The organism is Blautia sp. AM28-27 (genome assembly GCF_003480905.1).
Taxonomy (GTDB): domain Bacteria; phylum Bacillota; class Clostridia; order Lachnospirales; family Lachnospiraceae; genus Fusicatenibacter; species Fusicatenibacter saccharivorans.
On the sequence record NZ_QUJK01000018.1, the window covers coordinates 1 to 24,334 of the forward strand.

Genomic DNA, 24,334 nt, shown 5'->3' on the forward strand with positions numbered 1-24,334 from the left:
TAAGTTTGTGGGATAAGTTTGTGCAAAATTCGATATTTGCTCATTTATAGTTATAGAAAAGAAAATTATGCATAAAATTAAAAAAAGAAATAATGTAAAAAATAATGTCATAAAACGTCGAAAGCCGTCGTGAAGCGTCAATAATTGTCGAAAAACGTTTATCAAAAAAGAAAAAAATTTGACGATTTCTTGCATTTACAAGTGAATTAAATTATAATAAAAAAATAGCACAGATAAGGAAATGATGTAATGGAAGAACAAAGGAAAAACAGTTACGATCCGAACGAAGATATCGTGGACCGTATGTGGAAGAGGTCAAAAAACAGCATCAATCTGGTCATCGTCGTATGCAATATTCTGGTATTCCTTGCAGTCACACTGACCGGAGGGACAGAGAGCTCCAGACATATGATGGACTGCGGTGCGGCGTATGCGCCGCTGATTGAGAGCGGAGAATACTATCGCCTGTTTACGAGTATGTTTCTTCACTTTGGCATCCAGCATCTGATCAACAACATGCTGCTTCTTTTGTTCCTTGGGGATTACCTGGAACGCGCAGTTGGAAAGATCCGTTATCTGGTCATCTATCTGGGCGGCGGACTCGTCGGAAATCTGTGCTCGTATCTGCATGAACTGTCCCTGATGAAAACAGGGGAAGCACCGGCAGTTTCCGCCGGCGCTTCGGGAGCGATTTTTTCTGCTGTCGGAGCGATGCTTGTTCTTCTGGCATTTCGGAAAGGAAGGCTGGAGGATCTCACCTTCCGGAGGATGGCCGTCATGGCTGTCCTTTCGCTGCTGGTCGGATTCCAGTCTTCAAATGTGGACAACTTCGCACACATCGGCGGTTTTCTGGCAGGTGCAGTCCTGATGGCGGTTCTCTATCCGGGAATGGCAAGGATCAGGAAAAGGGGAAAACGACCGTAAAGGTGCTTCCTTCCCCGGGAACGGAAGAAACGGAAATCGTGCCGTCGTGTGCGGTTACAATTTCCTTGCAGATGGCAAGTCCAAGGCCGGTTCCGTTTTTCTTATGTGTGACAAAAAGGTCAAAGAGAGTCGGCAGATCCTCGGCGGGGATTCCGCAGCCAGTGTCCTGCACACGGATGGTCAGAAAGTCACCGTCGAAACAGAGAGAGATTTTGATCGTTCCGCCGGAAGGCATTGCTTCCGCCGCATTTCGGATCAGGTTCAGAAAAAGCTGACGAAATTGCGTGGTATCAAGGGCAAAGCGCGGAATGGCAGATTCCTTGACAAGTTCAATGGAAACCTGTTGTTTTTCGAGGAGAACGCCGGTATCGGCACAGAGATTCTGGAGCAGAAGATAAGGATTCACGTAAGCGCGTACCGCCCGATATGAATGATTATAGCAGGAGAGCTCATCGAGCAGGGAGTTCAGAAAAGCCATATTTTCCTGGATTTTCTGAAAATAGAGATCGTTGGAAAGCTCCGGATGCGCTAAAAGAAGAAGCTGATGAAAGCTGTGGATAACCGCAACAGGATTTCGAACCTCATGTGAAATCCGGGAAATCATAGCGTGACATTCTTCCGATAAGCCCTGTGAATTGGTTGTTGGTTCTTTTGACATAGCCGTATCCTCCTTATGATGCGTAGGTAATGATTTTTGATTAGGCAAAAGTTTAGCATTGAAAAGGGGGAGCGCGCAACAAAAAGCGTTCTGCATTATTTGACATTTTTCGACAAATAGTGAGAAAATAGAGTTGTTCGGAACCGTGCAGAACGGGATTCGGAACAACAGAAGAATTAAAAAAAGTAAAGGAGAAAAAGATCATGGATTGTATTTTTTGTAAATTAGCAAACGGAGAAATTCCAACCGCGACATTGTATGAGGACGATGAGTTCCGTGTCATTCTGGATCAGGGACCGGCAACGAAAGGACATGCGCTGATTCTTCCAAAACAGCATTTTGCAAACATTTATGAAATTCCGGATGAAACCGCAGCGAAAGCAATGATTCTCGGCAAAAAAATGGCGACGGCCATGACGAAAGCGCTTCATTCTGATGGCTTCAATCTGGTACAGAACAATGGTGAGGCAGCAGGACAGACGGTATTCCACTTCCATATGCATCTGATTCCAAGATATGAAGGTGACAATGCCGGTATTGCTGCATGGAAGCAGGGAACTCTCGAGGATGCGGTAAAAGAGCAGATCATTGAGAGCGTGACGGCAGAGCTGAAGGCCTGAGAAAAGGCTGTCAGCAGCCAGAAAAAGAATCAATGACAGACGAACAGGGGCGGAGAACAATGGACAAAAATAACTTTTCAGAAATATATAAAAAGTATGTAATGACAGCCTATTCAGCCGCAATGCAGGTGGTACACAATGAAGCCGATGCGGATGATATCGCACAGGAAACGATGGTGAAACTGTACCTGAATATTGATGCGCTGGATGAAGACAGAGTAGAAGGCTGGGTCCGTGTCGCTGCAAAGAATCTGGGAATTGATTATCAAAGAAAAGCACAACGTTTTGACTGGAACGAACTGGATGAGGATCTTCGGGCGGAAGAGATGGAACTTCCGACGCTTGCAGAGGAAGAAAAGCAGGAGAGAAATCATTTTTTTCGGGAAGTGATGGATGCACTGAAAGATCATGATGAATCGGGTTATTATATTACGCGTGAAATCAAGGTGCATGAGCGTTCGGAAAAGGAAGTAGCATCCGAAATGGGTATCACCATAGGAAATCTGCGGGTGAAAATGACCCGGACGAAAAAATGGCTTTGCCAGCACTTTGCTGACAAAGCCAGAGAAAGGGGATTTCTGTAGTTACTATTTGCGTTCGCATTCCTGGATCAGGGAAAGGATGCGGCCGATGGAATCGGTGTGGCTGCTCTTCTTCATCGCATTGATGTAGGTCTGACGGTTTTCGTAAACCTCACGGATTGCGGACTGAAGAGTCTGCGCATTCACGGATTCTTCTTCCAGAACTTTACTGTAACCCTGACGCTCAAAGGAACGCGCATTTAAAATCTGGTCTCCGCGGCTGGCATTGGCAGAAAGCGGAATCAGAATGTTTGGTTTTGCCAGAGCACTGATTTCGCAGATCGCATTTGCGCCGGCGCGGGAGATGATCAGATCTGCTGCGGCGAAGAGATCCGGGAGCTCATCTTTGATGTACTCGAACTGAACGTAACCTTCGGTACCATTTAAGGATGCATCCAGTTTATCTTTACCGCAGAGATGAATCACCTGGAAATCTTTCAGAAGTTCTGGTAAAATAGAACGGACCGCATTATTGACAGCGACGGAACCGAGGCTTCCTCCGATGACGAGAATAACCGGTTTTGCGGCATTGAATCCGCAGAACTTCAGGCCTTCCCGTGCATCGCCGGACAGCAGTTCCTGGCGGATTGGCGTTCCGGTCAGAACGGCTTTGTTTTCCGGGAGACATTTAACGGTTTCCGGGAAATTACAGCAGACCTTTGCAGCGGACGGAATACACAGCTTATTTGCCAGGCCAGGCGTCATATCCGATTCATGGATGAGCGCCGGGACTTTACATGCTTTGGCGGCAAGGACAACCGGTACCGAAACGAAGCCGCCTTTGGAGAAGACAACGTTTGGTTTCAGCTTTTTGAGCAGTTTTTTTGCTTCAAAGTAGCCTTTTACGACGCGGAATGGATCGGAAAAGTTTTTCGGATCGAAGTAGCGGCGCAGCTTTCCGGATGAAATTCCGTAATACGGAATGCCGAGATCTTCGATCAGCTTGCGCTCCATACCGTCGTAGGAACCGATATAAGAGATTTTATAACCTGCTTCCTTTAATTTTGGAATCAGGGCAATATTCGGGGTAACATGGCCGGCGGTACCTCCGCCTGTCAGAACAATATGCTTCATGAGAATTCCTCCCTGGAATTTGATAATATCATTTGGCTTTTATTATCCCCTCAAGAAGAAAAAAAGTCAAGAGCGGTTACAACATGGAAAATGCCGAGGAACGGAAGAAGATGAAAAAGATAGAAAAAGAAGAACAGCTGAAAAAGAAACTGGAGCAGACGATGGAAGAAAAAATGGCTGCGGATTCGAAAACGGTGGAAGGGGAATCGGCAGTTGTAAAGGCAGAGGAAGGAAACACAGCAACAGAACAGGAGGCTGCGCCTGCGCTTTCAGAGGAAGAACTGAACGCAATGTACGAGCGCTTCCAGCAGCGCCTCCAGAAGGAAGGACTCGCGGACGCGGAAGGGAATCCGACAGAAAAAACACTGGAGATCCGCCGCCAGATCGTGGAGAGAAAGGCAGAACGCGAAAAGCAGGCGGAGAGACAGAAGAAGATTGCGAAGAGAGCGAAAACAACAAAACACTGGGTACGGACGGCGAAAGCGGCTGGTGTTGTGTTGGTTGTGGGGGCTTGCGTTTTTGGAGCTAGTATGACGAGCGAGGCGAATCGGATTCGACTGGTGGAGAGTGTACATGGAGTTTGGAATGCAGGGAGTTCAACAGGAACAGACAATGGTGAGACGAGAAAATATTCGACGGGAAGTTTAGATGAAGCACAGAAGGAAATAAGGGAGAATTTGCACATAGAAGTTCCAGAATTTTATTACATTCCAAAGGGCATGGAGTATAACAGAACATACATATCTAAAGAAACTAAGCTGGCTATAATCCAATACAAATATGGTGAAAAAGAAATTTATTTTCGATTATCAGCAAATGAGAATGATTTGTCACAAAGTGATTGGCAAGATAGTGAAAATGTTGAGGTAGAAACGTTTGATAACATATTGGATATTGAAATGGGAACAATATCTGAAAATGATGAAAAGAACTATTATGTAAAGTGGCGTTATAAAGATGTTTATTATGAATTGAGTGGGCAAATTGCGAAAGAAGAGTTATTAAAAATATTGAATGAAATGCAGTATAACTTGTAATAATTATATGATTTACACGTATATAAAATGTAGATGAGGACGAGGGGAAAGAGGAAGTATGAAAAAGGTTATGAACTTGAAGAACTTACTCTTTTGTGTAATGTTTGTTTTGTCTTTAACATTAAATACCATCAATGTGCAAGCAGGAACATTGGATTATTTAGGAAATACAATAGATGGATCCATTTTAACAAATGAAGAGGAGTCATCAGGAGAATATCTTAGCGTAGCTAGAAGTACGTATTTACATCAGGGAACTGTAAGAATTACTAACAATGGAAATGGTTATGTAGGAATATTTGGTGGAACAGAATGCAATGTAAGTTGCAACACAGTAAAATTAAATGTATATTTAGAACGCTCTAGTGGAAGTGAGGATTTTTATAGTTACAAAAAATGGGAAAATGTAGACTATAATACAAATTCTCTGTATTTCAGTAAAGAAGTAAAAGTAGAAAAAGGCTATTATTATCGTTTAAGAGGATATCATTCCTGCACAAAGAATGGAGTCACTGAAAACGGAGGTAGTAGAACCAACGGTATTTATATTGGATAACGAAATATCTAAAAATTAAACAAAACAAACAAATCATTGTTTTATGAGCACAAGAGAGAACTGCAAACAAATAAAATCAATTTTTAAACCAGTAATTTGTAACTCCCTCATCCCTTTAAAACCCCACGGGGCCAGTCCCCTATAGAAACCTTATAACAATGAATATATTAAGACGAAAACGCAGATCTTTCAGGATTTTCAACGCGTCGAAATTCCTTTTTCCAACCACAACACAGATCTGAGTCATCATGTGTTACTATGTTCAGCGTGTGAGTGATCATACGGAACATCGGCTGGCCCCGATAAGTGAGGCATCGGTATTACTGCAGGAATACCGGTGCCTCTTTTCTATGCACTTCCGGCGGCCGATGCCCATAATTGAACAAAAATATCAAGATTGTTGTGCAATCTGCCTTAAAATTCCGTTGGAATCTGCCAGATATTATGCTATAATAATCAAAAAAGAGAGAATAAGCATAAAATACAAAAGGAATTTCAGATTATTTTCGCGGACAACGCGTCAAAGACCATGCTGGCATGAGAACTTGACGACTGCCGCGATAACGGGCCAAACGCATAACGCGTGATTTGACCCGCAGTGACAACATTTTGTCCCCGAACAAAACGGGAGAACAGGAGGCATCTTATGCGTCTTACATTTCTTGGAGCAACACATGAAGTGACGGGCAGTTGTTATTATCTGGAGGCTGCCGGGAAGAAGTTTTTAGTGGACTGCGGTATGGAGCAGGGACCGAATATTTATGAAAACAAGCCGATTCCGGTTCCAGCATCCCAGCTGGATTTCGTATTGATCACGCACGCGCACATCGATCACACCGGAAATCTGCCGCTGCTGTATGCACACGGCTTCCGCGGTCCAATCTATATGACCCCGGCGACGGTAGCGCTTTCGGACATCATGCTCCGCGATAGCGCACACATTCAGCTCGCCGAGGCCGAGTGGCGGAACCGCAAAAACCGCCGGGCGGGAAAAGAAGATTACGTCACACCATACACAATGGAGGATGCCCTCGGCGTGATCCGCTTACTGGAGGGCATTCCGTATCATCAGCGTGTGACACTATCGGACGGCATTCAGATCCGTTTCCTCGATGCCGGTCATCTGCTCGGCTCCGCATCCATTGAGCTGTGGCTGACAGAGGACGGTGTGACGAAAAAACTGCTCTTCTCCGGTGATATCGGAAATATCCATCAGCCGCTGATCAACGACCCGGAGTACCCAGAGAGCGCTGATTACGTGATTATGGAATCCACCTACGGTGACCGGAGCCACGGTCCGAAACCGGATTATGTACCGGAGCTGGCAAAAATCATTCAGGAAACGCTCGACCGCGGCGGCAACCTCGTGATCCCGTCGTTTGCTGTTGGAAGAACGCAGGAGATGCTGTACTTTATTCGTGAAATTAAGGCAGAACATCTGGTTCACGGCCACGGCGAATTCCCGGTTTACGTGGACAGTCCGCTTGCCGTTGAGGCAACCAATATTTTCCGCGATCATCAGAAAGAGTGCTACGATTCCGATGCAGCTGCGCTCCTTGCGCAGGGCATTAATCCGATTCTGTTTCCGGGCTTAAAGCTCTCGATTACATCCGATGAGTCGAAAGCCATCAACTTCAACGAAACCCCGAAGGTCATCATATCCGCGAGCGGCATGTGCGATGCAGGACGAATCAAGCATCATCTGAAGCACAACCTCTGGCGGCAGGAGAGTACGGTTCTCTTCGTCGGCTATCAGGCCGTCGGTACACTGGGACGGGCGCTGATCGGAGGCGCGAAGGAAGTGAAACTGTTCCAGGAAGAGGTTCATGTGAACGCGCACATCATCCAGTTCCCGGGCATGAGCGGCCACGCAGATCAGGAAGGACTGCTCAAATGGGCGGGCAGTCTGCGGGCAAAACCGGACCGCGTTTTCGTGACGCACGGAGAGGATAAGGTGACGGAACTTTTTGCAGAAAAACTGTGGGATGAATTCCGCTACCCGGCGATGGCTCCGTTCTCCGGAACCGTATTTGATCTGAAAGAAAATGAATTTATCGAGAAAACTGTCGGCATTCCGATCCAGAAGGAAACAACGGCAAACGCAGGAACACTGCGCACGAGAAGCAGCGGAAATGCCGTCTTCGATCGTCTCGTTGCGGCTGGTCAGCGGCTGCTCACCGTCATTACAAGAAACAAAGGCGGTGCTAACAAAGACCTTTCGAAATTTGCCGATCAGATCAACAGTCTCTGCGACAAATGGGACAGATAAAACTGTTTCAGCGACCGGAAGGAAGAAAGACCGCGCTATTATATATAGAAGAAAGAGCGGCAGAAAGCAGGCGGCAGGGAGGCTGTGCTGCATCAGAAAAGAAAAAACAGAAGTGCATAAATTACAAAATCCCCGGGTGAGCATTCCCGGGGATTTATTATAAAAAAGAGCAAGCGTTAAAAAGAGTTATTTCTGAATTGCCTGTTCCAGTGCTTTTGCAAGCTGGTCTGGACATGATGTTCCGCGTCCGTTGCAGTCGATGCCTTTCATGCGGGAGATGGCTTCGTTTACGTCCATGCCCTCAACGAGTCTTGCAACACCCTGTGTGTTTCCGTTGCATCCGCCTACGAACTGTACGTTGTGTACTTTACCGTCTTCTACCTCAAACAGAATTTTTCTGGAACAGGTACCTTTTGTTGTATATTCCATCGATAAGATCCTCCTTTGTGAATAAAAAATTAGAACATTATCGTGAACTTCAGCCACGATAATTCTTCGGTTCCTGCTATTATACCATAGATTACGAAAACAGCAAAGAAAAAAGATACCACAGATCCAAAATTTATTGTATACTGTAACAGGAATTACAAAGAAACCAGAAGGAAAAGAAAATGGACTCCCGGAGTTTTCCGTTCTTACTTTAGCGGCTGACCGCTGACAAAAATGATTTCATAAAAGCAAGAACAGAAAGAATCGGGGAGTACATGTAAAGTTATTGGAGGATATCATAAACATGAAGTTAATCGGAATCATCGGTGCAATGGAAGTTGAAGTTGCAAGCTTAAAGGAAATGATGACGGATGTTACAATCCGCACGAAAGCATCCATGGAGTTCAACCACGGTTACCTGAACGGAAAAGAAGTGGTTGTTGTGCGCAGCGGAATCGGCAAAGTAAATGCCGGTATCTGCACCCAGATTCTTGTAGATGATTACGGCGTGGACTGTGTCATCAACACCGGAATTGCAGGCTCCCTGCGGAATGAAATCAACATCGGCGATATCGTCATTTCGACCGATGCTGTTCAGCACGACATGGATGTGCGCATCTTCGGATACCCGCTCGGCGAGATTCCGCAGATGGGTGTTTTAAGTTTCCCGGCAGACGAGCACCTCGCAGAGGTGGCAGAGGAAGTCTGCAAGGAAGTCAATCCGGAAATCCAGGTATTCCGCGGACGCGTGGTCAGCGGTGACCAGTTTATTTCCAGCAAAGAAGTGAAAAACCGTCTGATCGAGGAATTCAACGGTTCCTGCGCCGAGATGGAGGGCGCTGCGATTGCGCAGGGCGCTTATCTGAACAAGATTCCATACGTCGTACTCCGCGCCATCTCCGACAAAGCAGACGACAGCGCAACAATGGACTACCCGACCTTTGAGAGCGAGGCAGCCCGCCACTGTGTCAACCTGCTGCAGGAAATGGTAAAACGCCTGTAATCTAAAAAAAGCAAGAAGAAAAAATCGACAAACGGGCAGGCGAAAACCAGCGAAACCACGCGAACCGGCACGAAAGCAGTCCCCTGAAGGAACGAAAAATAAAAATTCACGCGAAAAAGCACAGAATCACAAAGAATTTGACGAACGTTTTTTGTTTCCAAATTTTTCCGGCAGTGCTATACTGTGGCACATCGGAGGAGGAGACGTCCTTCTGTCCGATATGCCAGCGGAAGAATCCTGTGCGCGCAAATTCTGCCGCGGCATCCGCCGATGCACCGCAACGGAACGGGAGCACCGGCATATGATCATGACAGGCAAATTCAAAAATCATCAGGGGGAATAAGAATGCTGGAGTTTTGTGTGAAACAAAATGTGTTCTTATACGCAATGATAGCAGCAGGAATCGCCGGTGTGTGGTGCCTGTTCTGGAATAACCGTTTCTACACCCGGGCCATCCGCGATCTCGGAAGGCTGAAGGAACCAAAGTCGAAATGGACCAGGTCGGTGCTGGAAACGTGTCAGAGAAAAGCGCATCCCTTTTCGAATGCCGGGGCGTTTATGCGCAGCCAGATTGCACAGGGCAGGTCAGCGGGAATGGCAGTCCCGACGCTTCTGCGCGGAAGCCAGAATATGATCCTCACGGTTCTGGCGCTGTCGATTCTTTCGCTGTGGGCGATCTACCGATACCGTTATGGAGAGGCGGAGCTGATGCGCTACCTCGGAACGGGCATCGCGCTCGCCGGATGCCTTGTCTTTTTCCGGCTCTGTCTGGATTTCGGCGGAAAAGAGGAAATTCTGCTGAACGGCTGGACAGACTATCTGGAAAATGAGTTTGCAGCGACGAAACAGAGTGCGGTGCTGGAAACCGTACAGCAGACCGAATGGCAGCCGGTGCAGGCGGAAACCATGGCACAGGAAGGAACCGGAGCGGCGAAAGCAAAACCGCAGACTGCGGGAAGCGAGTCCGCCAAAGAGCGGAATGAACTGTTCGCAGACCCGGAAAAAGAAGCGAGGATTTCGAAAGTCAGGGAGGGCATCCGCCAGACCGCCGCGGCCGAGAGCAGGTTTGCCGGAATGCTGACGCCAGAGGAAGAGAAGCTGATGAGGGAGATTATCAGCGAATACGTGTAAATACCAGGGGATCAGGCCGGGGAGCATGGCATATCGACATGACCATATTTCCGAATCGGCAGTCCGCAGGTATCTAAGATAAAAATATTTCAGGCAGTGCCGTCTTTCAAAACAGACAGGCGGCACTGCTTTCCCGGATAAAGCAGAATCATCATCTGCAAAAGGAGGAACCAACATGAGACTTGTAATTCTTGAGGCAGAGTCACTGGGAAAGGACATGGATCTGTCCGGCTTTTCCCGTTTTGGAGAAGTGACAGTATATGAAAAAACAACGGAGGAGGAATGCCCGGAGCGTGTGCGGGAGGCGGATATTGTCATCTGCAACAAGGTGCGCATGTGCAGCCGCACCCTGTCCGGCGCGGAGAACCTGAAACTGATCTGCGTCACCGCAACCGGCATCAACAACATCGATCTCGATTATGTGAAGCGCCACAACATCGCCGTGACGAACGTCGCCGGCTATTCCACCGTCAGCGTGGCCCAGCACACCTTTGCGATGTACTTCTATCTGGCAGAAAAACTCCGTTATTACGATGATTACGTAAAAAACGGCAGCTACGCCGCCAGCAGCCTTTTCACCTGCATGGACAGACCGTTCACCGAGCTGGAGGGCAAGACGTGGGGCATCATCGGCCTTGGCGCGATCGGCAGAAAAGTGGCTTCGATTGCACAGGCATTCGGCTGCCGTGTGATCTATTACTCCACCTCCGGTGCACACGACGATCCGGACTACGAGCGGGTCGATCTCTATCGTCTGCTGAAGGATTCTGATGTGGTTTCCATCCACGCCCCGTTAAATGAGGCGACCGAGAACCTGATGAATATCGAAACGTTTGCCAACATGAAGCGGAACGCAATTCTGATCAACGTCGGCCGCGGCTCGATCGTGAATGAGCGTGACCTCTGCTGTGCCCTGCGCGAAGGCCTGATCGCCGGAGCAGCGCTCGATGTACTTTCCAGCGAGCCGATCCGCAGTGACAGTCCGTTGCTGAAAATGGCGGACGACGACCGCCTGTACATCACGCCGCACATCGCCTGGGCATCGAAGGAAGCCCGCACGCGCCTGATCGGACTGGTGCAGAAAAATATTGCTTCGTACCTGGAAGGCGGCATGGAAAACCGCGTGGTATAAAAGGGATACAAAGCCAGGGACAAAATACATAAAAAGAGCCGGACATCCGACGGAACCGCAGAGGGGACTGTAAGAACAGCCGCTCCCAAGTTCCGCCGGATGCCCGGCTTTTGCATTTGCTTTATTCGCTGCAAAAACGAGAGAACATTATTCCTCTGTAATCTGAATTTCCAGATAATCAAACTCCAGCGATTCAATAAAATTATCCTGTGTGAACCGCGTTTTCGATCTCCGTTTAAACTCCGAAATATTCGTATCGAGCCAGATCGGCTTCGCCAGATTCCAGGCATCACAGATTTCATCGAGCGCACGGAAGACCTTGTGCGTTCTGGTATCCTCATCGTCGATGCAGACGGTAAGATCCTGAAGAATATGATTGTTTTCCACTAATTTTCCCCACATCTGAAACATATTAAAAATCCTCCTGAAAAGTACAAAGTGAACAGTGCATTTGGAACGACCGTGTTAATCGCTGGTAACGGTATGCAGTTCTTTAAAATCCTTCGGCGAGATTCCGTACTCTTTTTTAAACGCGCGGTAAAAACTCGAATAGTCGTGAAATCCGAACAGCAGATACACCTTCGTGACCGGTACATCGCCGAGCAGCGCTTCACGGCACCTTGCCAGCCGCTTTTTGGAAATGTACTGGTGGATCGACATGCCGATTTCATCCTTGAAAACGTGTGCAATGTGATATTTGCTCACAAAAAGTTCCGCCGCCAGCCGTTCGAGCGACAGATTCTCGGACAGGTGCTCATCAATATAGAAACAGAGCTGTTCATACAGCGAGAGCTGTGCTTTCCGGGTGAGCGGGTGATGCTGCTCATACACCGTTCGGTTGATCTGCATCAGCAGGTCGCTGACGTAGAGAAAAATCTGCGTCTCTTTTCCAAAATGATCGGACCGCATTTCTTCGATCAGGCGGATGGTGCGGTACTGGATCGTGTTGAACTCGACGGAATCGAGCGGGAACAGATATTTCTGATTTTCGGCAGCGTATTCCATCAGGTAAACGTAGTCGGCGGAACGGGCGCGGAGCTGCTCTGCAAAAGCGGCGCTGACCCAGAACACAAAGCGGCGGTACGGCACAGACAGGTCGTGCATCACCAGATGATGCGGCACGCCGGGCGGAATCAGAAGAAGATCGCCGGGCGTCGGTGTGTAGAGCACTCCGTCGATTTCTAGTGAGATCGCCCCTTCGAGAAAGAGATAGAACTCATAATGCGTATGCGTATGTTCTTTTACGCCGGGCACATCGTCGGTGCTGTAATAGTATAACTCAAACGTATCCGAAATCATGTACTGCCGGGTGGCAAATTTCGTCTGCAGTTTTTCTTTCATAATAAAAGCATCCTTGCAAAAAAATGATATTTTTGAACCATAACAACAATTCCCAGCATATCACAAAACAGCAAGTTTTACAATGTATTCGGCAATTCGCACAATAGAAAAAAACAACTTGTCCGGTTATGATACAAGGGAATAAAATAAAAACAGAATGCAGAATAAATTTCAGATAAAGATCAAAACGGAGGAACAGCTATCATGAATCAGATTCTCGAACAGCTTGGAACATACGGCATTGTGCCGGTTGTCGTTTTACAGGATGCAGCAAAAGCAGAGCCGCTTGCCGAAGCTCTCTGCAAGGGCGGACTTGCCTGCGCCGAGGTGACCTTCCGCACCGATGCGGCAGAAGAATCCCTCCGCATTATGAGCGAAAAATTCCCGGAGATGCTGGTGGGAGCCGGAACTGTGCTCACAACCGAGCAGGCGGACCGCGCCGTGAAAGCCGGAGCAAAATTTATCGTCAGCCCGGGCCTCAACCCGGAGGTAGTAAAATGGTGCCAGGCACACGAAGTACCAGTGATCCCGGGCATCGTGACCCCGACTGAGATGGCGCAGGCAATCGGTCTTGGGCTCACCATGGTGAAATTCTTCCCGGCAGAACCGGCAGGCGGACTGAAATACATCCGTGCCATCGCAGCACCGTACACCATGATGAAATTCATGCCGACCGGCGGCATCAACCCGCAGAATGTAAGAGAATACCTGGCATACGACCGCATCGCAGCATGCGGCGGAAGCTGGATGGTAAAAAATACGATGATTGAAAACAACGAATTCGACCGCATCGAAGAGCTGGTGAAAGAGGCGGTTGAGATCGTAAAGGAAAGCCGGACGTGACGATATCCTTCCCGCAGCCGCTGGGCACCGACCGTTGACCTCGAGCGTGATCCGAGATGGGGAAGAAACGAGGAGGGCTACGGCGAGGACCCTGTGCTGACCGGAAAAATGGCCGGCGCTTACATCGAGGGAATGCAGGGCGACGATCCAAAATATCTGCGCTGTGCATCAACCCTGAAACACTTCTATGGAAACAACACCGAGGTCGGCCGCGGCTGGAAGAACTCTTCGATTGACCCGCGGAATAAATATGAGCTGTATCTCGAGCCGTTCCGCAGATGTATTGAGGAGAGCGGTGCAGAGGGCATCATGACGGCGTACAACAGAATCAACGGCACCGTCGGCGGAATGGTCCGGGAAAACATGGAAATCTCGGAATCCGTCATCATGAAACAGGCGGACCAGAAGATGTATGAAAATAAAAAAAGTTCACGGTGAATCGCCGCAATGGATTGTCCCCGCGGGTCTTTTCGTGGTACAATGAAACATAACCGATAAAAAGAAAAACGAGGGCAGAACATGAACGAATTATATGAAATGATTGAAAAGAAAATCAAAGAATCCGGCTATCCGCGGCCGATTTCGGGAAGCGATGTTTACGATGACATCTGCGACCAGATCGAGGGAAAAGAGAACGGTTCCTATGTGGTATTATCGAAATTTGATGATGATGTGATTTTCGAGTACCACATCACGGTGATGGATGATGAATTCAACCTCGGCGTGCTGACGATGCGCACCCCGGAGGGCGTGTTTGAGACTGATTTTGACCAGTAAAAGAGAAAAGAAAGAGGTTGTTACTTATGCCGAATGTTGAAAAAATCACAAAACAGACGGAAAATCCGTTCGTAAATCTTTACCTGGTGGAAGGGACAAACAAAGTAAACCATCACTTCCGCTATTACGTGGCTTCCCGCGCAAAATCCATCGAGCAGATGAAGATTAAAACAAGGAAAAATACGCCGGACGGTGTGCTGATGTACAGTCTGTACGGGGAAAAACGCGACAAAATTGTCCTGGTGCGCCAGTACCGCGTTTCCATTGATGACTACATCTACGAATTCCCGGCAGGCCTGGTGGAACCGGGCGAGGAGTTCCATGAGGCTGCCGTGCGCGAGATGCATGAGGAGACCGGTCTTACGTTTCACCCGTTGAAAGTAGATCCCTGCTACGAGAAACCGTTCTTCACCACAATCGGCCTGACCGATGAAGCATGCTCTGCCGTTTACGGCTGGTGCGAGGGCAAGATCAGCCGCAAATACCTCGAAGAGAGCGAAGTGATCGAAGTTGTCCTTGCTGACCGCGAGGAGGCAAAGAGAATCTTAAAGGAAGAAAATGTAGCAATTATGTGTTCTTATCATCTGATGCATTTTATTCATGATGAGGAGCCGTTTGCATTCCTGAAATAAGTGGAGGGGAGCCAGAAAAACACAACCCCTGGAAGTTCTTAGCACGAACTGCCAGGGGTTGTGTTTTTCTGACTCCCATTTACGTTGTGGGGGACGGGATGGTGAGGACTCAGGTGTAGTATTGGGCCTGGGTTTCGTAAAGATTGGCGTAGATGCCGTGGTTTGCGAGGAGGGTGTCGTGGGTTCCGTCTTCGGCGATGCGGCCGTGGTCGAGGACGATGATGCGGTCGCAGAATTTGCAGCTGCTCATGCGGTGGGAGATGTAGACAGCGGTTTTGCCGGCGGTCATCTGGCTGAACTGTTCGTAGATTTCAGCCTCAGCGATCGGGTCGAGGGCTGCGGTCGGCTCGTCGAGGATGACGAACGGGGCATCCTTGTAGAGGGCGCGGGCGATGGCGGTGCGCTGGGCCTCGCCGCCGGAAAGGTCGACACCGGAGCCGTTGTTGTTGTAAAGGCGGGTGCGGACGCCCTGCGGGAGTTGCTGTACACGGTCGGTGAGACCGACTTTTGCAAGAGAGGATTGCAAAGCAGCTTCATCAATCTCGGTTCCGGCGGCGATGTTTTCGTCGAGCGGGAGGGAAAACAGGTGGAAATCCTGGAAAACGACGGAGAATGCCTGCGTGTACTCTTTGTAGCTATATTTGCGGATGTCAATGCCATTCAGGGTGATGTAACCTGAAGTTGGCTCATACAGGCGGCAGAGCAGCTTGATGAGTGTTGTCTTTCCGGCTCCGTTACGGCCAACGAGGGCGGTTTTTCCGCCGACGGCAAAGGACAGTGTCACATGTTCGAGTACCGGAATATTCGTACCGGGATAAGAGAATGAGACATCGTGGAACGCAAATTCGTACTGGCCGTCGTCGCGTTTCTCAATCGGCAGTGTACCGTCGTAGGCCATAGACGGCTGCGCAATGAAATCCTCATAGGTCGAGAGATAGGAATTGATATAGTCGAACTCCGATCCGGTTGCGAGAAATGTCTGAAGATCACTCATGGCGCGTGTCACGGAACCGGCATACAGAAGAACATCCCCAATGGGGAGAACGCCGTACAGAGCCCTGGCGCCGATCACAAGGTACGCAGCGAAATTGGAAAGGAGCGAAAGCAGCGCGTTTTTTCCGTCTGTGATGGCGGAGAAGCGGGCGAAGTCGAGGTACATCGGCAGAAAGTGTTCCATGGCTTTTCCAAACTGTACGTCGAGAAAATGATCGAGATGACCGATGCGGATATCGTCCGCGCGCCGTTCTTCAAGCATCACATTAACGAGATAATTGGCAACCGAGTTGGAATGGTCGTTGCCCTGGTTCAGCTCTATCTTTTTCTGCGTACTCCTGCGGTTGATGCGGGAGGAAAGTGCAAGCTGCACACCACAGAGCAGGAGCAGTGCAAGCATCGAAAACGACGAGGTGAAAAAGTTATTCCTGCTGCTGTCGGACAGAAGAAACAGACGGAGCAGGAAAAACAGGGCATAGAGAACCGAGAGCAGGGAAGTGATCAGCGTATGAATGACAATGAGCTGGTCACCCACATTTCCCGATCCCATGGAGGAGACGTTGGTGCGCCGGATGGCATCCATCGTCTCTGTTTTTTCGAATTTCTCAAACTCCAGCTCCAGCGCCTTTGCGGTGATTTTCTGTTCCGTGCGTGCAAGACAGAGCTCCTTCTGGCCGTTGAGATACTGGCGGCAGATTTTTTCAAACAATCCCAGCCCATACTGCGTAAGCAGAAAGACGACAACAGTATACAGACAGGCGCGGTACGACTTTGCAAGCAGTAAATTCAAAATTCGCGCCGAGAAAAACAAGGAGAGATACGGCAGCGTTGCAGCTGCAAAAGCGCTTCCGAGAAGCCAGAACAGCACGCGGTGATTGCCCTGGCTCACCATAGTTAAAAAGCGGCAGATGGCATGAAACCGTTCTTTCATTTTCATCAGATATCTTCCTCCGTTTCCTGATAATACTGGCTCTGCACCTCAAACATATGCGCATACGATCCGCCAAGGGCAATCAGCTCATCGTGGGTTCCGCATTCTTTGATCTTTCCGTTTTCGAGAAACAGGATCGTATCGCAGAAGCGTGTCGATGCAAGACGGTGCGAGATGAAAAGCGCAGTCTTATTTTTCAGCAGTGTGCTGTAGGTTTCGTACATTTTATTTTCCGAGATTGCATCGAGCGCAGCCGTCGGCTCATCGAGCAGGAGCAGATGGCAATTTTTATAGAGTGCCCGCGCCATCATCAGTTTTTGCATTTCACCGCCGGAAAGCGTAATGCCGTCGTCCGCCATATCCTTGCCAAGATAGGTTTCTTCTTTCTGCGGCAGACTTGCAATTTTTTCCCAGAGTCCGGCGCGGATGAGTGCTTCTCGGCAACGGTTACGATCGGTCTCTTCCAGTGGGGAGCAGCTCACATTTTCTGCAATCGAAAACGAGAGTGCAAACGGGTCCTGAAAGACCGCCGCGATTGCTTTGTAATACTGTGCCGGATTCAGACTGCCAAGGGGAATGCCGTTGATGGTGATATTCCCTTCCGTTGGCTGATATAGCCCGCAGATCAGCTTGACAATGGTGGATTTTCCGGCGCCGTTGATGCCGACAAGTGCCGTATGCTCGCCCGCATGGAGTGTAAAACTGACATCATCGAGGATCCTTTTATCGCCGCCCGGATGGGAAAACGAGACGTGGGAAAAGCAGATTTCCAGCGGTTTTTCTTCCGCAAGTTCCGGCCGGAACGGCAGCGTGTGGCCTGCAGGGAACGGGAGATCGAAGAATTCCCGCAGCCAGCGGATCTGCTCGAGACAGAGCACGGATTTGGAGAGCGCGGCGGTGATCTCGTTAAAATATGAAGAAAAACCGGAGACGGCACCGAGCGCAAGCACAAAGCCGGATACGGTCATCGTGCCGTGGGATAGACGGTAAATCAGAAAGCCATAGCAGATTCCGTCGCGCAGAAGCTGTAGTGTAAGTGTCAGCAGATCATTTGCAAAGTAGGCGCTGCGGATGCGGAACAGAATTTTCTGATACCGCTTGTTGAGCTGGCGATAAACACCATCGAGCCATCCGTTCAGCTGATACAGACGGATATCCTTTCCGGCGGATGTGTTGTACGACTGTTTCTGGAAATAGCGCTGCGATACTTCAATTTCAGACAGATCGTCTCTGCGGCGGACTTCGTAAGAAGCCGCGCGGCGGTAGCTGAGAAACTGCAGAACCGAGAGCACAAGCAGCAGAAGAATGATAGCCGGATGGACGGTTCCGATCAGTCCTGCGTAGAGAATCAGCCCAAGAAACGAAGAATAAATTGTGACATCGTATCGGAACATGCCTTCCACGCCGACCCAGTTGCTGCAGGTGGCTCCGACGGCTTTTTCGGCGAGCTGCAGCGTTTTTGGTTCTGTCAGAACCGCATAATCTATCTGCATGAAATGACAGAGAAGGCGGCGCGTAAAAAAGCCGGTCCGGAATTCGGTATACTGCCAGGCGTTCCGCGATTGCAGAAAGGTGTGGCTGACAAAAACAACGGCATAGCAAAGAAAGAGAACGAGCGTTCCAAGTGCAAATCCGGAAAAGCCGCTGCTCTGTTCCAGAAACAGGAGAATCCCGGCAGGAAGCAGAATCCCGAAAAAGCCGGTGAGCACCTGTGAGACGATTTCGAGTGCCTGAAAGAGAAACGGCTTTTTGCTGTAATGCCACAGCTCCCGATGAATATAAATGTAGTTAGACCATAATGAATACATAAAGACCTCCTCTGTCACATGTCTTTCGTGAACTGTAGTTATCCTACCATATTCATGCAAAACACGGGGGAAAAGTACGTAAATGGAACAAAAAAGAACGCGAACAGCAAAAAAAGTGTTCACGTTCTGCAAAATTTTTCTGTAGAATCATCGGACAAAATCAAAAAATTCTGGAAAGAGCTTTTTACAGCGGCAGCATAATCTCCGTCACGAAAACGCCGGGCTCGTTCTGCCGGTTGATATATCCTTCGTACTTTTCCACAACAAGATTGATCCGTTTCAGCCCATGCCCGTGATTTCCGCGCTTCGTGGTGATATACTCGCTGTCCAGCTTCCGCACAGTATCCTTTGTTGCATTCGTAACGGAAATATACAGCTGGTTTTTCAGCACACCAATATAAAGCCGGATATAGGGATCCGCAAGGCCCTCGCATGCTTCCACCGCATTGTCAATCAGATTTCCGATCAGCGCGCAGAGATCAATATCACTCACCGTAAGATTGGCCGGGCAGGCTGCCTTGTAATCCACGCGGATGCCGTTCTTTTCGGCGAGTGAAATTTTGGAATTTAAAATCGCATCGAGATTCACATTCCCCGAGTCGCAGAGCTGGTTGACCTGATCGAGATCATTTTCGAGCAGCCCGAGATATTCCTGCAGCTTATCATACTGTCCCATCTCAACATATGCCTTCATTGACTGCAGATGATTGTGGTAATCATGGCGCCAGCCGCGCATTGTCAGATAGATATTCTGCACTTCCTCGACCTGGCGGGCGAGAAGCTGGTTCTGGTATTCGATATTTTTGCGTTCCAGATAATGGGATAAAAATGGAATGTGCGCCATGAAACATCACCTCGGTTCGTTCGGAATTGGAAATTAAAAAATGCAAAACCTTTAAAACGCATTCGGCCGGTAAAACTGCAGGAACGCATGGTTGAGTGATGCATAGCATCCGCGGCTGACCGGAATTTTTGTTCCGTCCGACAAGAGACATTCCGTCCGCGTGATCCGCTCCACATGAGCGAGATTCACAAGATAACTCCGGTGTGCGGCCGCAAAACATTCCCCCGTCTCACCAGAAGCCTGCCATGCGGCAGAAAGTTCTTCGCGGAACTCCGACAGATTTTTCTTAAAAGTTTCCATTCCGGCGGCTGTATGCAGCGTCAGATAATGATTATCGGATTCCACAAAAAGCAGGTCGGAGAGAAACAGCTTCTGCGTCTCCCCGCCAAGTGAAAGCAGCAGATGCGGCTTTTCCTGTCCGCGCATCGCCTGCAGCTCCTCGAGCAGCGGAAACAGTGTATCCTCTGTCACCGGCTTTAAGAGATACCGGAACGCCTGCACCTCATATCCTTCGAAAACATATTCTTTATGATTCGTCAGAAAGAGAATCGGCACCTCACTGTCCGTTTCACGGATTTTCCGCGCCAGCGCCATGCCGTCCATTCCGCCGAGATCAATATCGAGAAAGATGAGATCAAACGGATACGAGCCGGGATACTGGAACAGAAAAGCGGCGGAGTCTGAAAAGGCTTCCACGGTCAGAGGAAGCCTTTTTCGCTCCGCAAAGGTGCGGAGCAGCAGTTCCATCCGGGAACGCTGCGCCGGTTCATCTTCGCAGTAAGCAATTCTCATGTTATTCACCCAAACATTTTTTGAAGAAGTTATCGTAAACGGTAATCATTTCCTCGGTCCAGAATGCGGCACCGCCGTGGTCTGCGCCGCGAAGAAGATACAGCTGTACATCTTTTCCGGCATCCTTTAATGCGTGGTAGAGATCGACACTCTGCTGGCAGAACACCATCGTGTCCTTGGTGCCGTGTGCGATCAGCATCGGCGGGAAATCCTCGTTCACGTATGTTTTGGAGCAGGCTGCCTTAGCCTCCTCAAGATGCTCGGTAATGTCATAGCCCATCAGCATGCCCTCCGGGCTGTCTGGTTTCTGATGGTTCAGCGTTATCGGATAGCCGTACGGCAGTGTCACATCAACAGCTCCGTACAGATCGATAATACCGCATACCTCGCAGCTTTCCTCATTGATCGGCTCGTCAAGTTTTCCGCTCTTTGCGGTCATGCCGGCAACGGAAGAAACCTGTCCGCCGGAAGAATCTCCCATCAGGAACATCTGCGATGGATTCAGCTTGTATTCCTCCGCATGCGCACGCAGAAAACGTACCGCATTTTTTGCGTCGATGATCTGCGCTGGGAAATGTGCGATTCCGCTGTGACGGTATTCGACGATTGCAACAACGTAGCCGCGCTGCGCCAGACGGGCGATCATGCCGACCTTCTGGTAGACATACTGTTTCATCCAGGCGGATCCCTGAATAAATGTGATGCACGGCCAAGTGCGCTCCGGGTGCGCCATCTGGAATGGTGTGAAAATTTCCAGATGAAGATTGTGCGCCTCGTCGTAGACAACTTCATGCGCATAGCGGATCTCAATTTCCTCTCCGGTCACCGGAATTTCCACGGCGCCGTCTACCGCGTCTGTGTAGTCCGGCATTGTCTCATACGTGTAGTTTGATGGTTCAATGATCATGTGTAAAAACCTCCTTTTTCAAAAACCCATTTTTCGGTCCGAAACAGCAATCCACAGGATTTACGATTTCTTCGACTCCTCATATGATTTTAACTCGGAAAGCGCCTCACCTGCAAGTGGATACAGTGCAATAATGTTGAAAATTGTCATCAGCCCGATGCCGACATCACCAAGATCCCACACAAAAGTGTATGCGGCAATACCGCCGATAAACAGCATTACAAGTGCAAGAACCTTGTAAGCGGTCTGGAAACACCACTTGTCACCGAACAGGTAGGCAACGTTGCTTCTGGCATAGAACAAAATGCCGAGGAACGTGGAAAAGCTGAACAAAAACAGCGTAAGTGCAATGAAAATCACACCGAATTTTCCCAGATGATACTGCATGGCGGTCTGCAAGAGATCCATGCCGGAAAGGCCATTAATCAGATCCTTTGGTGCAAGCAGCATAATCATTGCGGTGCAGCTGCAGATGACGATTGTGTCAACAAAAACGCCGAGCGCCTGTACAAGGCCTGCTTTGGCCGGGCGGTCACATTCTGCGGCGGCAGCGGCGCATGGAGCGGAGCCGGAACCGGCTTCATTCGAAAACAGACCACGCTTTACACCGTTCATCAGAACAGCACCAAAACCGCCGGCTGCCATCTGACGAAGTCCGAAGGCTTCCTCAAAAATGCGTGCAAACACAGAAGGAATCTGACGGAGGTTGACTGCGATGATAAACAGTGTGATAAAGAAATAGCAGACTGCCATGACAGGAACTATAAAATCCAGCACCTTTACGGTTGCATTTTTCCGCAGTACGATGATTGCAGAAAGAATCACCAGCATGATACTGGTGTAAAGCGGCGGAATGGAAAATGCATTTTTAAAAGAAGAAGCCACGGAGTTGCTGATTACCTGACTGATACCGCACCAGCAGATCAGACCGGCAATGGCAAACAGAACAGCCGGCAGAACGTATCGTTTTTTCTTCTTGAGGTGGTCTTCAACCAGATCGTGAATGTAGTAGGCAGGACCGCCGCGGTAGCCGCCGTACAGAGGATCTTCTTCTTTGTGAAGCTGTGCGAGCGTAGCTTCGATAAACGCGGTAGACGAGCCGATGATAGCCGTCACCCACATCCAGAACACAGCACCTGCGCCTCCGGCGGAGACTGCAGCGACAACGCCGACCAGATTTCCCATACCGACACGCGTTGCGGTGGAAACGATCAGTGTCTGAAAAGAAGAAAGGCTGCTTTTTTCATTTTTCTTTTCCGACAGGGCACGGATCATGTCCGGGAACAGACGGATAGGAAGAAAACGTGTCCGGATCGTAAAATAGATGCCGGTTGGGATCAGCAGAAGAATCAAAAGGGAGATTCCGAGACTGCCGCCGCCCGGGAGCGGAATCGTAAAAAGATCGCCCCAGAGAAAGTTGTAGACTGTGGTGATGAGATTGACAATCATGTTTTCAAAAACCCTCATTTCAAAATATTTGCGGCACTGTGAAACGTCAAAGCATAAAAGCACCGTTACCTGCTATTATATCGGTTTCTGTTTGGAATGTAAAGAAGGGAAGAGAAAAGATAAGAGGCAAATATCAGCTTTTTCCGAAACCAGAAAAAGTTGATATCTGCCTCTTAAAAATTTTTCAGTCGTATCAAAAGATCAGCCTGCGAGATGCAGCATCTCGATCAGGAACAGCCAGCTCAGGCCATAGAATGTAACGACAGCGACAAGGTCGTTGACCGTCGTGATGAGCGGACCGGAAGCAACCGCCGGATCGATGTGGATCTTTTTGAAGAACAGCGGAATGCAGGTGCCGACGGCACTGGAAATCAGCATTGCCAGCAGCAGTGCGATGCCGATGCAGGCGGAAACGGAAAATGCGAACATCATGGTCTTTCCCTTGAATAAGAAGATGAAAAGTCCGATGACAGCAAAGGACAGAACACCAAGCAGAAGACCATTGCAGAAACCGATGCGCATTTCCTTGAAAACAAGCTGTAATTTCTGTTTTCCGGTCAGGGACTCATCCATCAGGACACGGATGGTAACAGCCAGGGACTGGGTACCAACGTTTCCGGCCATGTCAAGGATCAGGGACTGGAAGGTCATGATGATCGGAAGGGTTGTGACAACCTGTTCGAAAATACCGACTACAGAAGAAACCAGCATGCCAAGACCGAGCAGGATGATCAGCCATGGAAGACGTTTTTTCATACTGTCTTTTAACGGCTCTTTTAAATCCTCCTCTGCGGTCAGACCTGCGAACATCGCGTAGTCCTCACCCATCTCATCATCAACCAGGTCGATGATGTTTGATGATGTGATGACACCGAGTAGGCGGTTGTCATTGTCGAGGACCGGAATAGAATCCTCGGAATAATCCTTCAGTTCTTCGATACACTCGTTGATCGGCTCCTCTGCATATACGTACGGGTAAGAAGTTACGGTCAGATCCTCGAGCGTCTCGTCGCGTCTTGCGATGATCAGGTTTTTCAGATCGATCGCTCCGTAAAATTTCTGCTGCGCATTGACAACAAAGATGGTAGAGATGTTGTCGTTCTTTGCGGCCTGATCGATCAGGCTGCTCATCGCCTGTTTGACATTCAGATCCTCGCGGATGATGATGCAGTTTGTCGTCATGCGGCTACCGATTTCATCTTCATCGAAGGAGGCGATCATCTCAATATCGTGGCGTACTTCCGGATCGAGCAGTTCGATCAGAAGTTTTTTCTTTGCTTTGTCGAGTTTCTGCAGAACCTCGGCCAGTGCATCGGTCTCCATTTTGGAGAGGATGGAAGCGGCTTTTTTGACATCCATCTCTTCGAGGTACTCGGCTACGTTGTCGGATTCAGCATACTCAAAAATATCGGACAGCATGTCCGTGTCCAGAATGCGGTACAGTTTGCATCGCTCCGGAACCGTTAAAAGCGGCAGAACATCTGCCAGGTCATTTTCGTGGTAATCTTCCAGGCGGCTGCCCATGACAGCCGGAGAAGAGTTACTGCGGATTGTATCCAGGATCTCCTGGGTATAATCCTGTACTCGTTTTTCCATTTTTTCG

The 24,334-nt window shown here is 49.0% G+C and carries 24 protein-coding genes and 1 pseudogene; 13 read left to right on the plus strand and 12 right to left on the minus strand.

The window, feature by feature from the left end; genetic code table 11:
• Positions 1 to 249 precede the first annotated feature (249 nt).
• The gene (locus DW743_RS15285; protein WP_226906363.1) at positions 250 to 924 is read left to right on the plus strand and encodes a rhomboid family intramembrane serine protease; all 675 of its coding nucleotides are present in this window, start codon (positions 250 to 252) and stop codon (positions 922 to 924) included.
• Here DW743_RS15285 and DW743_RS15290 read toward each other — a convergent pair.
• Positions 899 to 1,582 carry a two-component system sensor histidine kinase NtrB gene (locus tag DW743_RS15290; RefSeq protein ID WP_055219129.1) on the minus strand — a complete coding sequence of 228 codons (684 nt, stop codon included), beginning with the start codon at positions 1,580 to 1,582 and terminating at the stop codon, positions 899 to 901. The genes DW743_RS15285 and DW743_RS15290 overlap by 26 nt on opposite strands.
• A gap of 203 nt (positions 1,583 to 1,785) precedes the next feature.
• On the opposite strand from DW743_RS15290, the gene DW743_RS15295 reads away from it, so the two are divergent.
• Both DW743_RS15295 and DW743_RS15300 read left to right on the plus strand, forming a co-directional pair.
• Positions 1,786 to 2,202, plus strand: a complete 417-nt coding sequence (locus tag DW743_RS15295; RefSeq protein ID WP_172680766.1) for an HIT family protein — start codon at positions 1,786 to 1,788, stop codon at positions 2,200 to 2,202.
• A 59-nt stretch (positions 2,203 to 2,261) separates the two neighbouring features.
• A complete protein-coding gene (locus DW743_RS15300) occupies positions 2,262 to 2,786 on the plus strand; it encodes an RNA polymerase sigma factor (RefSeq protein ID WP_158568584.1) in 525 nt (174 codons plus the stop codon).
• 3 nt (positions 2,787 to 2,789) lie between these two features.
• Here DW743_RS15300 and DW743_RS15305 read toward each other — a convergent pair whose 3' ends face one another.
• Positions 2,790 to 3,857 (minus strand): undecaprenyldiphospho-muramoylpentapeptide beta-N-acetylglucosaminyltransferase, encoded by a 1,068-nt coding sequence (locus DW743_RS15305; protein WP_022461936.1) that lies wholly within the window; start codon positions 3,855 to 3,857, stop codon positions 2,790 to 2,792.
• An 83-nt stretch (positions 3,858 to 3,940) separates the two neighbouring features.
• Between DW743_RS15305 and DW743_RS15310 the strand changes: the two genes are divergently transcribed.
• The 3 genes from DW743_RS15310 (at position 3,941) to DW743_RS15320 (ending at position 7,719) form a co-directional block, all read left to right on the plus strand.
• Positions 3,941 to 4,894 carry a DUF4367 domain-containing protein gene (locus tag DW743_RS15310; RefSeq protein ID WP_117762037.1) on the plus strand — a complete coding sequence of 318 codons (954 nt, stop codon included), beginning with the start codon at positions 3,941 to 3,943 and terminating at the stop codon, positions 4,892 to 4,894.
• Positions 4,895 to 4,952: 58 nt separating this feature from the next.
• Positions 4,953 to 5,450: a DUF6147 family protein gene (locus tag DW743_RS15315; protein ID WP_117762038.1), complete on the plus strand. Its 498-nt coding sequence runs from the start codon at positions 4,953 to 4,955 to the stop codon at positions 5,448 to 5,450.
• A gap of 646 nt (positions 5,451 to 6,096) precedes the next feature.
• On the plus strand, positions 6,097 to 7,719 hold the full coding sequence (locus DW743_RS15320; protein WP_117762039.1) for an MBL fold metallo-hydrolase RNA specificity domain-containing protein: 1,623 nt from the start codon (positions 6,097 to 6,099) through the stop codon (positions 7,717 to 7,719).
• Positions 7,720 to 7,905: 186 nt separating this feature from the next.
• Here the strand turns inward: DW743_RS15320 and DW743_RS15325 are convergent, their stop codons facing one another.
• Positions 7,906 to 8,148 carry a TIGR03905 family TSCPD domain-containing protein gene (locus DW743_RS15325; RefSeq protein ID WP_022461364.1) on the minus strand — a complete coding sequence of 81 codons (243 nt, stop codon included), beginning with the start codon at positions 8,146 to 8,148 and terminating at the stop codon, positions 7,906 to 7,908.
• A gap of 304 nt (positions 8,149 to 8,452) precedes the next feature.
• On the opposite strand from DW743_RS15325, the gene DW743_RS15330 reads away from it, so the two are divergent.
• The 3 genes from DW743_RS15330 (at position 8,453) to DW743_RS15340 (ending at position 11,414) form a co-directional block, all read left to right on the plus strand.
• Complete coding sequence (locus DW743_RS15330; protein ID WP_117762040.1) at positions 8,453 to 9,151, plus strand: 5'-methylthioadenosine/adenosylhomocysteine nucleosidase; 699 nt, start codon at positions 8,453 to 8,455, stop codon at positions 9,149 to 9,151.
• Between the two features lie 345 nt (positions 9,152 to 9,496).
• Complete coding sequence (locus DW743_RS15335; protein WP_117762041.1) at positions 9,497 to 10,282, plus strand: hypothetical protein; 786 nt, start codon at positions 9,497 to 9,499, stop codon at positions 10,280 to 10,282.
• 175 nt (positions 10,283 to 10,457) lie between these two features.
• The gene (locus DW743_RS15340) at positions 10,458 to 11,414 is read left to right on the plus strand and encodes a D-2-hydroxyacid dehydrogenase (protein WP_022461361.1); all 957 of its coding nucleotides are present in this window, start codon (positions 10,458 to 10,460) and stop codon (positions 11,412 to 11,414) included.
• A gap of 147 nt (positions 11,415 to 11,561) precedes the next feature.
• On the opposite strand, the gene DW743_RS15345 is transcribed toward DW743_RS15340, so the two are convergent.
• Both DW743_RS15345 and DW743_RS15350 read right to left on the minus strand, forming a co-directional pair.
• Positions 11,562 to 11,825, minus strand: coding sequence for a hypothetical protein (locus DW743_RS15345; RefSeq protein ID WP_055219147.1), 264 nt, complete (start codon positions 11,823 to 11,825; stop codon positions 11,562 to 11,564).
• A 54-nt stretch (positions 11,826 to 11,879) separates the two neighbouring features.
• A complete protein-coding gene (locus DW743_RS15350) occupies positions 11,880 to 12,755 on the minus strand; it encodes an AraC family transcriptional regulator (RefSeq protein ID WP_117762042.1) in 876 nt (291 codons plus the stop codon).
• Positions 12,756 to 12,959: 204 nt separating this feature from the next.
• Here DW743_RS15350 and DW743_RS15355 point away from each other — a divergent pair, with 204 nt between their 5' ends.
• The 4 genes and pseudogenes from DW743_RS15355 (at position 12,960) to DW743_RS15370 (ending at position 15,007) form a co-directional block, all read left to right on the plus strand.
• A complete protein-coding gene (locus DW743_RS15355) occupies positions 12,960 to 13,598 on the plus strand; it encodes a bifunctional 4-hydroxy-2-oxoglutarate aldolase/2-dehydro-3-deoxy-phosphogluconate aldolase (protein ID WP_117762043.1) in 639 nt (212 codons plus the stop codon).
• Between the two features lie 30 nt (positions 13,599 to 13,628).
• Positions 13,629 to 14,036, plus strand: a pseudogene (locus DW743_RS15360) (glycoside hydrolase family 3 N-terminal domain-containing protein); the annotation flags it as partial.
• A gap of 81 nt (positions 14,037 to 14,117) precedes the next feature.
• A complete protein-coding gene (locus DW743_RS15365) occupies positions 14,118 to 14,375 on the plus strand; it encodes a hypothetical protein (RefSeq protein WP_055265559.1) in 258 nt (85 codons plus the stop codon).
• A gap of 26 nt (positions 14,376 to 14,401) precedes the next feature.
• The gene (locus DW743_RS15370; RefSeq protein ID WP_117762044.1) at positions 14,402 to 15,007 is read left to right on the plus strand and encodes an NUDIX hydrolase; all 606 of its coding nucleotides are present in this window, start codon (positions 14,402 to 14,404) and stop codon (positions 15,005 to 15,007) included.
• 109 nt (positions 15,008 to 15,116) lie between these two features.
• On the opposite strand, the gene DW743_RS15375 is transcribed toward DW743_RS15370, so the two are convergent.
• The 7 genes from DW743_RS15375 to mgtE form a co-directional block, all read right to left on the minus strand.
• Positions 15,117 to 16,937 (minus strand): ABC transporter ATP-binding protein, encoded by a 1,821-nt coding sequence (locus DW743_RS15375; RefSeq protein ID WP_117762045.1) that lies wholly within the window; start codon positions 16,935 to 16,937, stop codon positions 15,117 to 15,119.
• Complete coding sequence (locus tag DW743_RS15380) at positions 16,937 to 18,739, minus strand: ABC transporter ATP-binding protein (RefSeq protein ID WP_055219157.1); 1,803 nt, start codon at positions 18,737 to 18,739, stop codon at positions 16,937 to 16,939. The genes DW743_RS15375 and DW743_RS15380 overlap by 1 nt, the downstream gene beginning before the upstream one ends.
• Positions 18,740 to 18,923: 184 nt before the next feature.
• Entirely contained in the window at positions 18,924 to 19,583 is a 660-nt protein-coding gene (locus DW743_RS15385) for a sensor histidine kinase (protein ID WP_055219159.1), read from the minus strand.
• A 51-nt stretch (positions 19,584 to 19,634) separates the two neighbouring features.
• Positions 19,635 to 20,375 carry a LytR/AlgR family response regulator transcription factor gene (locus DW743_RS15390; protein WP_055219161.1) on the minus strand — a complete coding sequence of 247 codons (741 nt, stop codon included), beginning with the start codon at positions 20,373 to 20,375 and terminating at the stop codon, positions 19,635 to 19,637.
• A 1-nt stretch (position 20,376) separates the two neighbouring features.
• On the minus strand, positions 20,377 to 21,282 hold the full coding sequence (locus DW743_RS15395) for an alpha/beta hydrolase (RefSeq protein ID WP_055219163.1): 906 nt from the start codon (positions 21,280 to 21,282) through the stop codon (positions 20,377 to 20,379).
• A 60-nt stretch (positions 21,283 to 21,342) separates the two neighbouring features.
• Entirely contained in the window at positions 21,343 to 22,731 is a 1,389-nt protein-coding gene (locus DW743_RS15400) for an alanine/glycine:cation symporter family protein (protein WP_055219316.1), read from the minus strand.
• A gap of 201 nt (positions 22,732 to 22,932) precedes the next feature.
• Positions 22,933 to 24,327, minus strand: a complete 1,395-nt coding sequence (gene mgtE, locus DW743_RS15405; RefSeq protein WP_022461398.1) for a magnesium transporter — start codon at positions 24,325 to 24,327, stop codon at positions 22,933 to 22,935.
• Between the last annotated feature and the right edge of the window lie 7 nt (positions 24,328 to 24,334).

What these genes read in the sequence shown, in the direction of transcription:
- DW743_RS15285 (WP_226906363.1), top strand. Translation starts at nt 250, where the DNA reads ATGGAAGAACAAAGGAAAAACAGTTACGATCCGAACGAAGATATCGTG.
- DW743_RS15290 (WP_055219129.1), bottom strand. Translation starts at nt 1,582, where the DNA reads ATGTCAAAAGAACCAACAACCAATTCACAGGGCTTATCGGAAGAATGT.
- DW743_RS15295 (WP_172680766.1), top strand. Translation starts at nt 1,786, where the DNA reads ATGGATTGTATTTTTTGTAAATTAGCAAACGGAGAAATTCCAACCGCG.
- DW743_RS15300 (WP_158568584.1), top strand. Translation starts at nt 2,262, where the DNA reads ATGGACAAAAATAACTTTTCAGAAATATATAAAAAGTATGTAATGACA.
- DW743_RS15305 (WP_022461936.1), bottom strand. Translation starts at nt 3,857, where the DNA reads ATGAAGCATATTGTTCTGACAGGCGGAGGTACCGCCGGCCATGTTACC.
- DW743_RS15310 (WP_117762037.1), top strand. Translation starts at nt 3,941, where the DNA reads ATGGAAAATGCCGAGGAACGGAAGAAGATGAAAAAGATAGAAAAAGAA.
- DW743_RS15315 (WP_117762038.1), top strand. Translation starts at nt 4,953, where the DNA reads ATGAAAAAGGTTATGAACTTGAAGAACTTACTCTTTTGTGTAATGTTT.
- DW743_RS15320 (WP_117762039.1), top strand. Translation starts at nt 6,097, where the DNA reads ATGCGTCTTACATTTCTTGGAGCAACACATGAAGTGACGGGCAGTTGT.
- DW743_RS15325 (WP_022461364.1), bottom strand. Translation starts at nt 8,148, where the DNA reads ATGGAATATACAACAAAAGGTACCTGTTCCAGAAAAATTCTGTTTGAG.
- DW743_RS15330 (WP_117762040.1), top strand. Translation starts at nt 8,453, where the DNA reads ATGAAGTTAATCGGAATCATCGGTGCAATGGAAGTTGAAGTTGCAAGC.
- DW743_RS15335 (WP_117762041.1), top strand. Translation starts at nt 9,497, where the DNA reads ATGCTGGAGTTTTGTGTGAAACAAAATGTGTTCTTATACGCAATGATA.
- DW743_RS15340 (WP_022461361.1), top strand. Translation starts at nt 10,458, where the DNA reads ATGAGACTTGTAATTCTTGAGGCAGAGTCACTGGGAAAGGACATGGAT.
- DW743_RS15345 (WP_055219147.1), bottom strand. Translation starts at nt 11,825, where the DNA reads ATGTTTCAGATGTGGGGAAAATTAGTGGAAAACAATCATATTCTTCAG.
- DW743_RS15350 (WP_117762042.1), bottom strand. Translation starts at nt 12,755, where the DNA reads ATGAAAGAAAAACTGCAGACGAAATTTGCCACCCGGCAGTACATGATT.
- DW743_RS15355 (WP_117762043.1), top strand. Translation starts at nt 12,960, where the DNA reads ATGAATCAGATTCTCGAACAGCTTGGAACATACGGCATTGTGCCGGTT.
- DW743_RS15365 (WP_055265559.1), top strand. Translation starts at nt 14,118, where the DNA reads ATGAACGAATTATATGAAATGATTGAAAAGAAAATCAAAGAATCCGGC.
- DW743_RS15370 (WP_117762044.1), top strand. Translation starts at nt 14,402, where the DNA reads ATGCCGAATGTTGAAAAAATCACAAAACAGACGGAAAATCCGTTCGTA.
- DW743_RS15375 (WP_117762045.1), bottom strand. Translation starts at nt 16,937, where the DNA reads ATGAAAATGAAAGAACGGTTTCATGCCATCTGCCGCTTTTTAACTATG.
- DW743_RS15380 (WP_055219157.1), bottom strand. Translation starts at nt 18,739, where the DNA reads ATGTATTCATTATGGTCTAACTACATTTATATTCATCGGGAGCTGTGG.
- DW743_RS15385 (WP_055219159.1), bottom strand. Translation starts at nt 19,583, where the DNA reads ATGGCGCACATTCCATTTTTATCCCATTATCTGGAACGCAAAAATATC.
- DW743_RS15390 (WP_055219161.1), bottom strand. Translation starts at nt 20,375, where the DNA reads ATGAGAATTGCTTACTGCGAAGATGAACCGGCGCAGCGTTCCCGGATG.
- DW743_RS15395 (WP_055219163.1), bottom strand. Translation starts at nt 21,282, where the DNA reads ATGATCATTGAACCATCAAACTACACGTATGAGACAATGCCGGACTAC.
- DW743_RS15400 (WP_055219316.1), bottom strand. Translation starts at nt 22,731, where the DNA reads ATGATTGTCAATCTCATCACCACAGTCTACAACTTTCTCTGGGGCGAT.
- mgtE (WP_022461398.1), bottom strand. Translation starts at nt 24,327, where the DNA reads ATGGAAAAACGAGTACAGGATTATACCCAGGAGATCCTGGATACAATC.